13 protein-coding genes are annotated in these 13,716 nt (G+C 70.0%); 2 read left to right on the top strand and 11 right to left on the bottom strand.

Translation table 11 applies throughout. From position 1 onward, the window contains the following. Nucleotides 1-12 precede the first annotated feature (12 nt). From ON21_RS02235 to ON21_RS02225, 3 genes are read right to left on the bottom strand one after another with little or no spacing between them, the layout of a single operon-like run. Nucleotides 13-921 (bottom strand): acetaldehyde dehydrogenase (acetylating), encoded by a 909-nt coding sequence (locus ON21_RS02235; RefSeq protein ID WP_039794772.1) that lies wholly within the window; start codon nucleotides 919-921, stop codon nucleotides 13-15. Between the two features lie 10 nt (nucleotides 922-931). Beyond that, nucleotides 932-1,717, bottom strand: coding sequence for a 2-keto-4-pentenoate hydratase (locus tag ON21_RS02230; protein WP_039794771.1), 786 nt, complete (start codon nucleotides 1,715-1,717; stop codon nucleotides 932-934). Nucleotide 1,718: 1 nt separating this feature from the next. Next, the gene (locus ON21_RS02225; RefSeq protein ID WP_039794770.1) at nucleotides 1,719-3,344 is read right to left on the bottom strand and encodes an FAD-binding protein; all 1,626 of its coding nucleotides are present in this window, start codon (nucleotides 3,342-3,344) and stop codon (nucleotides 1,719-1,721) included. Between the two features lie 105 nt (nucleotides 3,345-3,449). Here ON21_RS02225 and kstD point away from each other — a divergent pair, with 105 nt between their 5' ends. Then, nucleotides 3,450-5,159: a 3-oxosteroid 1-dehydrogenase gene (gene kstD, locus ON21_RS02220; RefSeq protein WP_174372113.1), complete on the top strand. Its 1,710-nt coding sequence runs from the start codon at nucleotides 3,450-3,452 to the stop codon at nucleotides 5,157-5,159. A gap of 272 nt (nucleotides 5,160-5,431) precedes the next feature. Further along, on the top strand, nucleotides 5,432-6,298 hold the full coding sequence (chsH3, locus tag ON21_RS02215; RefSeq protein ID WP_039794769.1) for an enoyl-CoA hydratase ChsH3: 867 nt from the start codon (nucleotides 5,432-5,434) through the stop codon (nucleotides 6,296-6,298). Between the two features lie 121 nt (nucleotides 6,299-6,419). Here chsH3 and ON21_RS38060 read toward each other — a convergent pair whose 3' ends face one another. From ON21_RS38060 to ON21_RS02175, 8 genes are all read right to left on the bottom strand, one after another. Further along, nucleotides 6,420-6,875, bottom strand: coding sequence for a TraR/DksA family transcriptional regulator (locus tag ON21_RS38060; protein ID WP_157170686.1), 456 nt, complete (start codon nucleotides 6,873-6,875; stop codon nucleotides 6,420-6,422). Between the two features lie 25 nt (nucleotides 6,876-6,900). Continuing rightward, on the bottom strand, nucleotides 6,901-7,470 hold the full coding sequence (locus ON21_RS02205) for a CBS domain-containing protein (protein ID WP_039794767.1): 570 nt from the start codon (nucleotides 7,468-7,470) through the stop codon (nucleotides 6,901-6,903). Between the two features lie 122 nt (nucleotides 7,471-7,592). After that, nucleotides 7,593-9,116: a PucR family transcriptional regulator gene (locus ON21_RS02200; protein ID WP_039794765.1), complete on the bottom strand. Its 1,524-nt coding sequence runs from the start codon at nucleotides 9,114-9,116 to the stop codon at nucleotides 7,593-7,595. 287 nt (nucleotides 9,117-9,403) lie between these two features. Further along, nucleotides 9,404-9,865, bottom strand: coding sequence for a hypothetical protein (locus ON21_RS02195; protein WP_039794764.1), 462 nt, complete (start codon nucleotides 9,863-9,865; stop codon nucleotides 9,404-9,406). After that, entirely contained in the window at nucleotides 9,862-11,136 is a 1,275-nt protein-coding gene (locus ON21_RS02190; protein ID WP_039794763.1) for a DUF58 domain-containing protein, read from the bottom strand. Before ON21_RS02190 ends, ON21_RS02195 begins: the two co-directional genes overlap by 4 nt. Next, nucleotides 11,133-12,095: an AAA family ATPase gene (locus ON21_RS02185; RefSeq protein WP_039794762.1), complete on the bottom strand. Its 963-nt coding sequence runs from the start codon at nucleotides 12,093-12,095 to the stop codon at nucleotides 11,133-11,135. The genes ON21_RS02190 and ON21_RS02185 overlap by 4 nt, the downstream gene beginning before the upstream one ends. Before the next feature lie 29 nt (nucleotides 12,096-12,124). Next, nucleotides 12,125-12,613: a hypothetical protein gene (locus ON21_RS02180; protein ID WP_039794761.1), complete on the bottom strand. Its 489-nt coding sequence runs from the start codon at nucleotides 12,611-12,613 to the stop codon at nucleotides 12,125-12,127. Nucleotides 12,614-12,647: 34 nt separating this feature from the next. Further along, nucleotides 12,648-13,565 (bottom strand): DUF4129 domain-containing protein, encoded by a 918-nt coding sequence (locus tag ON21_RS02175; protein WP_039794759.1) that lies wholly within the window; start codon nucleotides 13,563-13,565, stop codon nucleotides 12,648-12,650. Nucleotides 13,566-13,716: the final 151 nt, after the last annotated feature.

Here is a 13,716-nt window from a genome sequence, read left to right as displayed (position 1 = left end):
GTCGAAAGCTCCTTACACCCGGGCCGTGACGATCTGTTCGGCGATGACCTCGCCGACCTGCGTCGCGGCGGCGGTCATGATGTCGAGGTTGCCCGCGTACGGGGGCAGGAAGTCGCCCGCGCCCTCCACCTCCACGAACACCGACACCTTCGCCATGCCGCCGGAGACCACCGACGGCTCGTCGAACTGCGGCTCGTTCAGCAGCCGGTAGCCAGGCACGTACTGCTGGATGTCGGCGACCATCCGGTGGATCGAGTCGGCGATCGCGTCGGTGTCGGCGTCCTCGGGGATGGCGCAGAAGATGGTGTCGCGCATGATCATCGGCGGCTCGGCCGGATTCAGGATGATGATGGCCTTGCCGCGCTGCGCTCCGCCGATGGTCTCCACGCCACGGCTGGTGGTCTTGGTGAACTCATCGATGTTCGCCCGGGTACCGGGACCGGCGGAGACCGACGACACCGACGCGACGATCTCCGCGTACGGCACCGCGACGACCCGCGAGACCGCGGCGACGATCGGAATCGTCGCCTGACCACCGCAGGTGATCATGTTGACGTTCGGCGCGTCGAGGTTCGCACCCAGGTTCACCGGCGGCACCACGGCGGGGCCGACGGCGGCCGGGGTGAGGTCGACGGCGCGGATACCCGCCTCGGCGTAGCGCGGGGCGGCGGCGCGATGCACGTACGCCGAGGTCGCCTCGAAGATCAGGTCGGGCAGTTCGGATTGCGCGAGCAGCCAGTCCACGCCCTCGTGCGAAGTTTCCAGCCCGAGTCCGCGCGCCCGCTTCAGGCCCTCGCTGTCCGGGTCGATCCCGATCATCCAGCGCGGCTGGATCTTCTGCGAACGCAGCAGTTTGTACAGCAGATCGGTGCTGATGTTGCCGGACCCGACGATCGCGGCGGTGACGGTCCCGTTGGACACGACAGCCTCCCTAGGTGAATTGCAGACGGACAGAGCCGAGTCCGGCGAACTCGGCATGGAACTCATCGCCCGGACGGGCGTCGATGGCGCGGGTGCAGGAGCCGGGCAGCACGATGTCACCGGCCTTCAACCGCACGCCGAAGCTCGCGACCTTGCGCGCCAGCCAGGCCACCGCGATCACCGGATCGCCCAGCACCGCGTCGCTGCGGCCCTCGGCGACCACCTCGCCGTTGCGGGTGAGCACCGCGTCGATGGCCTTGATGTCGATGTCCTTCGGCGCGACCCGCTGCGCGCCGAGCACGAAACCGGCCGAAGACGCGTTGTCGGAAATGGTGTCGGCCAAGCCGATGTTCCAGTCCTTGATCCGCGAGTCGATCAACTCGATCGCGGGCGCGAAGGCGACCGTGGCGGCGAGCACGTCCTCCTCGGTGCATTCCGCACCGGGCAGATCGGCGCCCAGCACGAACCCGACCTCCACCTCCACGCGGGGGAACAGATACCGGCCCGCTTCGACCGGAACGTCCTCGTAGACTTCCATTTCCGCGAGCAGATGCCCGTAATCGGGCTCGTCGACGCCCATCATCTGCTGCATGGCCTTCGAGGACAGGCCCACCTTGTGCCCGACCACCCGCGCACCCGCATCCAGCCTGCGCCGGATGTTGATCAACTGGATCTCGTAGGCGTCGACCACGTCGATATCAGGGTGACGGGCGATCAACGGATCGATCGCCACCCGGTCGCGCTCCGCCCGCTCGAGTTCGTCGGCCAGTTCGGCTCGTACCGCATCCGACAGCACGCTAGTTCCCTTCCACAGTTGCTTGTTCCAGCGCCGAGACCTGCTCGCCCGCGGCGGACCGGCCTGCCCTGCGGCCGGAGAAGACGCAATCGGCGAGCGACAGCCCGCTGACATAGGACTCGGAGCAGACGCCGACCGCGGTGCGTCCGGCCGCGAAGAGCCCCGGGATGTCCGCCCCGTCGGCCGTCTTGACCGCGCCGGTGCGCTCGTCCACGACGACGCCGCCGAGGGTGAGCATGGGGCACGGGTTGGTCAGGCTCGGTTTGATGCCCACATCCAACAACCAGAACGGGCCGGTGCGGACCGGTTCGGTGAACTCGGCGGGTTTCCCGACCGGATCGGGTGCGCCGGTCTCGATCGCGGTGTTGTGCGCGTCGACCGTCGCGCGCAGCCCGGCCGGGTCGATGCCCGCCTTCGCCGCCGCTTCCTCCAGCGTCGCGCCGCGGATCGCGGTGCGCCGCATGGTCTCGAACTGCCCGCGCTGGAACCAGGCGCCCTGCTTGCCGATCTGCCCGATCGCGGTGCGCATCAGCGGGTCGTCGGCCAGCAGCCACCCCTTGCCGTCGTGCTCGGTGATGAGCTTGTTGCCGACCGCGGCGCCGTAGCGCGTCTCGTCGATCACCCGGCGGCCTTCGGCGTCCACCAGCAGCGCCGCGGTGAAAGCGCTGGGCGGGAGCAGGAATCGCCACGCGGAGACGTTGTCCATGTGATCGACGGCCGCGCCGACCTGCTGTGCCATCAGGATGCCGCTGCCGTCGTCGCCGGTGGTGCCGAGGGCGAGACCGCCGTGGAACGCGGGCGCGTACTGCCGCACCAGGTCGCGATTGGCGATGAACCCGCCTGCGCTGAGCACCACCGCGCGCCGGGCCAGCACCCGGATCGTGCTGCCGTACCGGCGTTCCAGCCGGTCCAACCGCTGTTCCAGCGCCCGCCGCAGCGGCGGGTAGTAGATGCCCGGCTTGGCCGCGACCTTCGCCATGCGGGTGTAGCGGTCGCGGACCCGGCCCGGCGCGTCGCGCAGGGTGTGGCATTCGACGCCGATCACCGCGCCCGCGCCGTCGGTGATCAATCGGGTCACCCTGGTGAGGGTTTCCACGCGCACGCCCGCCCTGGACGCGGCGGCGGCGAGCGGACCGGTGAGCTTCTTGCCCGAAGTGCCCCTGCCCTTCACCCGATGTCCGCGCTGGGCGGCCGGGATGTCGCGGAACGCGCCGGAGATCTCGCTGCCGGAGTAGTACAGGTAGTAGCGGTCGTTGGGGTAGGAAGTCTTGTACGGGCACAGCGAGGCCTCGAACGGCACGCCGTGCGCCTTCAGCCACTCGATCAGTTCCGGGCTCTCGTCGACGAACCGCCGCAGCGTCTCGGGGGCGACCGCGGCGCCGACCTCGCGCTCGAGGTAGGCGTACATCGCCTCGGGGGTGTCCTCGACCCCCGCCTCGCGCTGCACGGAGGTGCCGCCGCCCGCGTAGATGATGCCGCCGGACAGCGCCGACGTCCCGCCTCCGGAGAAGCGTTCCAGCACGAGCACCTGCGCGCCCGCCTCGGTCGCTTCCAGCGCGGCCGCCGCCCCCGCGGCGCCGTATCCGACCACGACAACGTCGGTGGCCAGGTCCCATTCGAGGCCCATGTTCTTAACTCCGGTCTGAAACTGAAACAAGTTTCCTCGACAAACGGAACGTCGAGCAAGTCTTCTGCCACACAACATAGACCAATGGCGCGTCCATTCTATAACGTGTTCTACATGACTGATCGGGAATACGACGTGGTGGTGGTCGGCAGCGGCGCCGCCGGCATGACCGCCGCCCTCACCGCGGCCCACAACGGCCTGAGCGTGGTGGTCATCGAGAAGGCCGCGCACTACGGCGGGTCGACCGCGCGCTCCGGCGGCGGCGTGTGGATCCCGGGCAACAAGGCGCTGCGCGCGTCCGGTCGGCCCGACGACCGCGAGGACGCGCGTATCTACCTGCACAGCATCATCGGCGACGCCGTGCCCGCCGAACGGATCGACACCTTCATCGATCGCGGGGCCGAAGCGATGGATTTCGTGCTGGATCATTCGCCGCTGAAGATGACGTGGGTGCCCGGCTACTCCGACTACCACCCGGAGGCGCCGGGCGGGCGACCCCAGGGGCGCTCGTGCGAGCCCAAGCCGTTCGACACGAAGATCCTCGGCGAAGAGCGGTTCAACCTGGAGCCGCCGTACGCGAAGGCTCCGCTGAACGTGGTGGTGATGCAGGCCGATTTCGTCCGGCTCAACCTGATTCGACGTCATCCGAAAGGCATGCTCCGGGCGATGCGCGTCGGCGCGCGCACCTACTGGGCCAAGTTCACCCGCAAACACATCGTCGGCATGGGGCAGGCCATCATCGCGGGCATGCGCAAGGGGCTCATGGACGCGAACGTGCCGCTGTTGCTGAACACCCCGATGACCGACCTCGTCGTGACGAACGGCGTGGTCACCGGCGTCAAGGCGCTGCACGACGGCGAGCCGGTCACCTTCACCGCCCGCTACGGCGTCGTCCTCGGCAGCGGCGGTTTCGAGCACAACGCGGAAATGCGCACCAAGTACCAGCGCCAGCCCATCACCACCGAGTGGACCACCGGCGCGGCCGCGAATACCGGCGACGGCATCCAAGCGGGCATGGCGGCGGGCGCGGCCATCGGTTTCATGGAGGACGCGTGGTGGGGGCCGACCATCTTCAAGGGCGGCAAACCGTGGTTCGCGCTGGCCGAACGGAACCTGCCCGGCAGCATCATGGTGAACGCCGACGGCAAGAGATTCGGAAATGAGTCCGCTCCTTACGTCGAGGCGGTGCACACCATGTACGGCGGCGAGTACGGGCAGGGTGAGGGGCCGGGCGAGAACATCCCCGCGTGGCTGGTGTTCGACCAGCGCTACCGGAACCGCTACATCTTCGCCGGGCTACAGCCCGGTCAGCGTTTTCCGTCCCGGTGGATGGAAAACGACTTCATCGTCAAGGCCGACAGCATCGAGGAACTGGCGGGCCGGATCGGCGTGCCCGCCGACGAGTTGGCCGCGACCGTCGCCCGGTTCAACGGCTTCGCCGAGACCGGGAAGGACGAGGACTTCGGCCGCGGCGACAGCCACTACGACCGGTACTACGGCGATCCGACCGTGCGGCCCAACCCGTGCCTGGCCGCACTGGTGCAGGGCCCGTACTACGCCGCCAAGATCGTGCCGGGCGATCTGGGCACCAAGGGCGGGCTGGTGGCCGACACCGCGGGGCGGGTGCTGCGCGAGGACGGCAGCGCCATCGAGGGGTTGTACGCCTCCGGCAACTGCTCCACACCGGTGATGGGCCACACCTACGCCGGGCCCGGCGCCACGATCGGCCCCGCGATCACCTTCGGCTACCTCGCGGTACTGGACATCGCCAAGCGCAAGAACGGCCAGTCCGCAGTCGCCGCCGTAGAGGCCTGACGTTCGAAGCGGTGCGGGTCGCGCTGGATCCGTCCCGCACCGCGCGCCCATCTCGCCGAAGGAAGCCCGCCGCTACGGCGACAGGAACGCAGAACGAAGTGCGGGGCGCGGCAGAGCGCGAGCCACTCACCCATCCCACCGACCGGGCGGCGCACTGGCCAGCCGCGGTCGCGCCGAGCAGGATCGAGCCGAAGGCGCATCGATTCCCGGCGCGGCCCCGGACGCGGCGCGGTAGATCCGGATCCATCCACATTCATGCACAAGGAGAACTGATGCCCATCGACCCGAAGATCGCGCTCGGCGCGCAACTGCCGAGCCGGGAGTTCGCCTGGACCCCGTCGGACGTACAGCTCTATCAGCTGGGCCTCGGCGCGGGTACACGCTGGACCGACGCGGCCGAGCTGCGCTATCTCGACGATCGGGAACCGCAGGTGCTGCCCACCTTCGCCACCGTGGCGGCGACCGTGCACGAGACCGAGCCGCCCAAGGTGAGCTTCCCCGGCGTCGAGATCGACCTGGCGAAGGTGGTGCACGGCCATCAGGAGGTCGAGGTGCACCGGCCGATCCCGGCGGCGGGCAAAGCGACCAAGGTCAGCCGGATCGCTGAGATCTGGGACAAGGGCTCGGCGGCGGTCATCGTGCAGGAGCACACCGTCACCGGCTCCGACGGCGCGCCGCTGTGGACCGAGCGCTCCTCGATCTTCGCCAAGGGCGAGGGCGGCTTCGGCGGCGAGCGCGGACCGAGCACCAAGACCGAATTGCCCGATCGCGCTCCGGATTTCGACGTCACCACGCCGACGCTGCCGCAGCAGGCGTTGCTCTACCGGATGTCCGGCGACCGCAACCCGCTGCACTCCGACCCCGAATTCGCCCGCGCGGCCGGGTTCCCCGCGCCCATCCTGCACGGGTTGTGCACCTACGGCATCGTCTGCAAGACCGCGACCGATGTCGTGCTCAACTCCGACGCGAGCCGCGTCACCGGTTTCCGTGCCCGGTTCGCCGGAGTGCTCTACCCGGGCGAGACGATCCGCGTCCGGATCTGGCGCCAGGAGGACCGGCTCACCATCGCCGCGACCGTGGTCGAACGCGACGACGCGCCGGTCCTCGGCGATGTCGAACTGCGGTTCCGGCCCGCCTGAGGAATCCCTACACAGCTTCACCCCAGCGGCTCCCGGCCGGGCCGCGTCCGACCCGGCCGGAAACCGGCCGTTGGTGCCGGTGCGGGCGACTCCGGCAGGTGCCGTCCGGGAGCATCGACGGTCAGCGGCATGCGAGCGCCTCTCGTTTCGTCGGCAGGCCGCGGCGCGGCGATCGGGAGCGGCGCGCAGGCCGCTGCCCCCGTATCACGCGGGACCCGTCGGCGGACGAGAGATGCCGATGGCACCGCAAGCACCACTGTGTAGTGGGAATGGTGCGCAGCAGCCGAATCGGGATCTCGGCGTGACAGCGTCGGCAGCGGCCGTAACGTCCGGCGGCGATGAGCAGGAGAGCGGCCTCGATGTCGGCCGGCGCTTGCCGCGCCGCCGCGGCCAGTTTGCCGTCGACCTCGTGTCTGGCCGCGTCAGCCGCGTCGGCGGGTTCACCTGCGCGGTCGAGCTCGGCTTGGAGTTCGGCCAGCTGTTGCAGGCGGAAGCGGCGTTGCTGCTCGAGTGCGGCGCGCAGCACGGGTAGGTGTTCGCTGAGGCTCGCGCGTTGGACGGGGTATGCGTGGGTCATCGTCGACTCCAGGGTTGGTTGATGGTCAATGCTCGGCCGCGGCGGGTGTGAGCGCGATGCTCGCGGTGCGGATGCCGGGCACGGTGCGGGTCAAGGCGACGGCGATGCGTCGTTCGGATTCGTCGGCGAACCGGCCGGAGACGGTGGCGTCGCCGTCGTCGACGGTGACCTGCCAGCGCCGCGCGCCGCGGTATTGATCGAGCAGGCGCTGCGCATCGGCCGCGAGCGCGTCGTCCGGGGTGAGCATGAGCCGCAGCGCGTCGCCGCGGCTGACCATGCCGACCACGCGGTCCTCGGCGTCGACGACCGGCAGACTGCGTAGTCCGTGGGTCAGCAGCCTGCTCATCACCTCGGCCAGTACCGCGTTCTGGGGCAGGGACACCGCTGGCGTGGTCATCACCGCGCCGACCGCGTCGTCGAGTTCTCCGGACCGCAAGAGGTCGCCGCTGGTGAGCATTCCGATGAGGCGGTCGTCTCCGTCGAGCACGGGCAGCGCCGCGTACCGCAGTTCGGCGAGCATCAGCGCCGCCTCGCGCGCCGTGTCCTCGCGCCGGACGGTGGTGACCGGTCTCCGCATCACCTCACGTACCTGCATGTTCCTCACTCCGATACCTCCTTCCTGGCTCAACCCCATGGTGGCGTGGCGGCGAGGCGATCGGTTGCGCTGATCGAACAATCGGAGAGCGGAGATTTGTGGCGACGGCACAGCGGGCCGGGTCAGTCGGTGTCGGCGACGGCGAGTTCGATCATCATGGCGAGACGTTTGCGGGGATCATCCAAGCCGAGATCGGTCACCTCCGCCATCTTGCGCAACCGGTTGCGGACGGTGTTCTCGTGCACACCGAGCTGCGCGCCTGCCTGGGCGGAGTCGCCCTGCGCCTGCAACCAGGCGCGCAGCGTAGCCACGTACTGGGTGGAGTGCACGCGGTCGTAGCGCCGTAATTCCGACACCGGTCCCCGCGCAGGGGTGCGTCCGGAGAGTCCTGCGGTGCGCAATCGCTGTAGCAGGATCTCGTCCCACGACTCGTCGTAGGCGGGAGACGGGGCCGCCGCGGGCCGGGCCTCGTGCAGCGCCATGCACTCGTCGGCTTCTCGGCGCGCCGACGCCAACTCCGTGGACCGTGCGAGACCGCTGATGCCGGCCGCCAATGTCATCCCCATGGGCAGCGCGTCCTGTAACTCACCGACCCAGCGGCGTGCTGCCGCAGCGGAATCAGCGGGGAGCACGGTGTAGACGGTGTCGCCGACCAAGGCGCTGCGGGTCGAACGGGACCAGCCGAATCCGGTCGTCGCTCGCTCGAAGATCAACAGCAGCGCGGCGTGCCGCTCGTCCGCGCTTCGATCCCGCAGCGCGATCACCCGCAGGTTCTCCGGCGCCAGCCCAAGTCTGCTGGCCACCGTCGCCGCGTCCGCCGCGCCCTCCAGTAGACGGATGACCAGATCGGCTTCCACCTGACGCTCCAGGTCCGCGCTGGCCCGCGACCGCAACAGGTGCAAGGCCACCGTGCGCGCACCGTCGGCCAGGGCCGCGCGCCGTGCGCCGCGCAACGGCGCCGGGCACGACACCCATATCGACCCCAGCAGCTGCCTGCCCACACGCACGGCCACCACCATCCGCCCCGTCACACCGCGTTCGGCGTCCGGGACGACGAACAACGGCTCATCCGAGGCGGCCAAATGCGCGAAGACACCCCGCGCGTCCAACAGTGCCCGCAACCACGTCGGCATCTCCCTACCGAGGATCGTCTCGACGCGGGCGGGATCGAGGTGCTGCTTCGGTTTCGAATACGCCAGCACCCGAGACCGCCGGTCCTCGATCGTCACCGCGCCCCCGACAGCGTCGGCCACGCTGTCGGCCAAGGCGAACAAATCGGTCGGACCGCGACCGGCCTCGGTCTCGCGTCCTTCCAGCACCAGCCCGTAGACCACCGCGGCCAGCTCGCTCCATGCCACCGCGGGATCGACCACGAGCACCGCCACGCCATCGATATCCGGCTCGTGCTCGGTCTCCACACCCCCACGAAAGAGCGCGACGACAGCACCCGCCGAGACCGCCCATTCCACCACCTCCGGCACCGAGCGCGCCCCGATCCCCAGCAGTACGTCGCCCGCTTCCATAGGGTCCTGATCGGCCCCGTGGATCACCACGCTGCGCAGTCGGGTGGACCGGGGCACCGAACCCAACCGCAAGCGGATTCCGTAGCCACTCAGCACATTCGCCAACCGGTCCAATGTCACCACGAGCCGCTCCCAAGCCGAGCCTGCGGCGCTGCGCGATCAGGCGACCGAAGCGACCCGCAGAAGGTCGTTGACGTGGCGGTCGTTCGATCGAACTCGGCGAACGTCATAAGACCTCCCGCGGTTGTCCATGTCCTCGATCACGCCTGCGGAGCCTCAGCGGGGGGCGACCTCGGCCGTCGGGCCGACCCTCGCACTACCGAACGGTACGCGCACGGCCGAAGGGCCTTCGCGATTCATACCGGCACGGCTTCGGGCAGGGACTCGTGCCGAGGGCTGTCGCCACGGCGTCAGACTTCGCCCGACGCCGGAAGTTCGCGGTCGCCGCGCCCGCGCCGGGCGGCCGCGCCCTGGATCACCAAGGCGTACAGCAGCAGCACGAGCACCGGCGCGGCCAGTGGCGCCCAGGCCAGGCGCAGCGGGACGAGCGCGGCGACGACGGCGACCGCCGCGAAGCCGACCGCACCGGTCACCGACGGGATCGTGGTGGGCACCACTCCGTGCGGCGCGGTCACCGTCGCGGCGTTGAGCAGATAGGTCGTGGCCACCAATCCCGTTGCCGCGCAGGCGAGCACGCCCGCGTCGGCGATCGCCAGCACGGCGAGCGCGAGCAGCACCGCGCAGACCGCCAGCGGCCGCAGCCACCAGCCGAGCGCGACGAGGACCAGGGCGGGAATGCCGATCCACGGCTCCAGCAGCGCCACCGAGGCCACCAGCAACACCCCGGAGAGAACGGCGAGGAATCTGGTCATCGGCGCACCCGCACGGTCCTGCGGTGCTCGGGCAGCACCCGCATGATCTGGTCCAGGCGCGCGTCTTCCGGCCACGCCACGATGTCGACGCCGACGGTGCCCATGTCGCGGTACATCGCCGCGCGCTCCAGCTGCCACATCTTGGCCAGGATGGGGTCGAGATCCTCGCGGAACGGCGTGCCGCGCAGCACGTCGACCACGACCACCACGTGCCCGCGCTTGCGCAGATCGATCATCGCGAGCGCGAACTGCGTGTCCAGCAGCGTGGAGAAGGCCACCACGATCGCGCCGAGCGGCACGGCCGCGTGCGGCGCGAGGGTGCCGGTGGTCGGGATGTGCTCCTCGCCGACGTCGAGCACGGTGTCCACGATGCGGTAGAACTGGCGGCGGCCGATGTCCGGCCGCAGCCAGCGCGGTTCCTGACCCAGGCACACGACCGCGGTCCGGTCGCCCGCCTGCAGTGTCGACTGCACCACCTGCGCCGCGCCGCGCACCGACAGCTCCAGCGAATCGGTGGCCGGTCCCGGCGCCTGCTGCGAGGTGTCCACCAGCACCACGACGTCCGCGGATCGGTTGGTCAGCCGCTCGGTGACATACAGCCGCCCACGCCGCGCGCTCACCGGCCAGTTCACGATGCGCAACTGGTCGCCGGGGGCGTAGGCGCGGATGTCGGCGTACTCGACGCCGGGACCGTGCCTGCGGGTCAGGTGCGTGCCGAGCCGCTCGGGAAGTTCGGTGCGCGGCAGGCGCATCCGCTGCGGATCGGTGATCGGATACACGAACAGCTGCCCCGCGGGCAGCACCGCGGTGGCGACGGAGAGCCCGGCGGGGCTCAGCGCCGAGACCCGCACCGAGATCGGGTAGCGCCCCCACCTGCCCGCCGAGAGCGCCAGCCGCAACCCGGCAGGCGCGATTCCGGAATCGCTGGCCTCCTCGACCTGGAGTTCCAGCCCGGTGGAGCGCTCCGGCTTCAGGCGCAACAGCGCGTGGCCCTTCTCCACGAAGGCGGCGACGGTGAGCGTCACTTCCTCGGTCTCGAAACAGCGCAGCGTGCCGCCGCCGTCGACCTGGATCCTGGTCGATGACTGCTGCCACGGCGCGGTGGCGAGCACGCCGAGCAGCGGCGCGGCGAACACGAGCAGTTGCCACCGGCCGAGCACCACCGCGAGCACCAGGGCCGCGGCGGCGCACCCCGCGAGCATGAAGACCAGCGGTGCTGGTCGCCACCGCAATTCGGCGTCGACCGCGGAGCTGGCGTCGCGATGCCTCATGTCACGGTGGCGCGCGGTACCGGCAGACGGCGCAGCAGTTCGGTGATCACGTCCTCGCCGCGGATGCGGCGCACCCACATCTCCGGCCGCAACGTGATCCGGTGCGCCATGGCCGGGATCGCCAGCGCCTTGACGTCCTCGGGGATCACATAGTCGCGGCCGAGCAGCAGCGCACGCGCCCGGGACATCTGCACCAGGTCCAGTTCCGCGCGGGGGCTGGCGCCGACCTCGACCTGCGGGTGCCCCCTGGTCGCCGATGCCAGCGCGACGACATAGCTCACCACGTCGGGGTGCACCGTCACGTACTCCACGGATTGCCGCATCTCCAGCAGGCCGTTGGCGTCGACGACCTGGTTGACCTGCGGTTGCTGCGCCCCGCGCTCCAGCCTGCGGCGGATCATCTGCGTCTCGTCGTGCTCGGACAGGTATCCCAGCCGCAGCTGGATGGCGAAGCGGTCGAGCTGGGCTTCCGGCAGGGGGTAGGTGCCCTCGTACTCGATCGGGTTGTCGGTGGCCAGCACGATGAACGGCTGCGGCAGCACGAACGTCTCACCGTCGATGCTGACCTGGCCCTCCGCCATCGCCTCCAGCAACGCGGCCTGGGTCTTCGGCGGGGTGCGGTTCACCTCGTCGGCCAGCAGCACGTTGGTGAACACCGGCCCGCGACGGAAGGTGAACCGACCGGAGGACATGTCGTAGATCGTCGAACCGAGCAGATCCGCGGGCAGCAGGTCCGGAGTGAACTGGACCCTGGTGAACTGCAACCCGAGCGCGGACGCGAACGATCTCGCGATCAGCGTCTTGCCGAGGCCGGGCAAGTCCTCGATCAGCACATGCCCACCGGAAAGCACCGCGATCATGATCAACTGCAACTCGTCCTGCTTGCCGACCACGACCCGGGACAACTCCCGGAGCACGGCCTCGCTGCGCTGGATGGTCATGTCCATCGGCATGGTCATGTGTGTACCCGCACTTGCCTCAACCCATTTCACATTCTCTGCAGGCGGCTCAGGATCTCGTCCAGCGCCGCACGTCCCGGTGCCCTGCCGGTCTGATCACGAAGGGCCGAATTGGCCGGGTCCACCCAGCGCCACAGTTCCGGCCCGAACTGGTGGACACCCGCCGCCTCGACCGCTCTGCGGTTCTTCGCCACCCGCTGGCCGCTGGACAGCTCGAACTCCTTGGCCAGCAACGGACGCAGGTGCCGGTCCCAATCGGCACGGCTGCCGTCCGCCCGGTCGGCGAGCATCTGCGCCCTGGCGTGCCAGCGCTGCAACATCTCGGCCGGGCCGTTCTCCATGTCCTCGATCTCGTCGGCGTCCCCCGCCTCGGCGCGCTCGAGCAGCGACCAGATCAGCCAGCCCAGCGCCACCGCGACCGGGATGCCCGCGACGAGCAGCAGCAGCCCGCGGGCGCGTTCGACGGCGACCAGCTCGATCACCGCGATGACGATCACGCAGGTGATCACCACCCCCATCCGATTCACGCGACGTCCTTTCTCACCCGGCCGGTCACGCGGGCACCTCCCCTTGCAGGTCGGCGAGCACGATGCGCAGCAATTGCTCGGCGCGCATGCGCTGCCATTCGAGCATGGCGTGCGGGCTGAACCTGGCCTCCTCGAACAGGGCGACCAGCTCGCGTGCGGACGCGTCGTGCAGCGCGCCGCGTTCGAACGCGCGGGCAAGCACTTCCATCGGGGTGTCCGAGGCGAGGGGGGCGGCGGCGCGGTCGGAGGCGAGGCCGCGCTCCATCGCGACGTAGCAGGCGATGATCGCGGTGCGCGGGTCCTGGCCAGGGGCGTTCATCGCGGCCAAGCCCATCTCGGCGGCGCGGGCCAGCGAGTCGACCACGGTGGGCGTCGCCGCGACCGCGGGCGCCTGCGGCGGGACGGGCCTGCGCCGCGACGACACCGCGACCACGACCAAACCGCTCATCGCCACCGTCACCAGACCCGCGGCCGCGATGCCTGCCAGCACCAGCGCCGTCCCGGTCAACTCCGCCGACCTTGGCTCGCGTTCGGCGGGCGGCGGCGTCCCCGCTACCGGCGCGGCGCCCGTGGTGGTGGCGGGCGGTGCCGGGCGCGCGGGCTCGCTCGGCCTGCTCGCGCCGATGAAGTAGATCGCCGACACGGCCGCGAACAGCACCCCGAGCAGCGCGAGCGCACCGAGCACTGCCAGCCCCGCGCGGCCGAGCCGCCACTGCCTGCGCTCGTCCTCGCGTTCCGGCTCCGGCATGGCCAGCGGCAACCGATGCTGGCTCGCGATGATGCCCGCGAGCAGGATCACGATCGACACGGTCAGCAACACCGGCATGAGCGCGACCGACAAGGCGGACGGGGCCTGCCTGCGCGACTCGTTCTCGGTGATTCCTGGGATGTATCCGTGCAACGCTATGGCGGCAAAAGCCAGCAGCGTGATCAGCACGATCACGCGCGATATCGGCGCTCGCGCCCTGGCCACTGCGTTACCACCAAATCTGAGTACTCCACAAAACAGCCACATAGTTACATGCCGAGCGGTCCGCTCGGGATGGAATGGAATACTTCGGAGTCCCTCCTCTTGAACCGCAACTGTGCGGGGA

The sequence above is a fragment of the Nocardia araoensis NBRC 100135 genome, assembly GCF_000308435.1.
Lineage (GTDB): Bacteria > Actinomycetota > Actinomycetes > Mycobacteriales > Mycobacteriaceae > Nocardia > Nocardia araoensis.
Note: the sequence above shows the minus strand (reverse complement) of the source record. Positions and strands in the feature narration are given on the sequence as shown.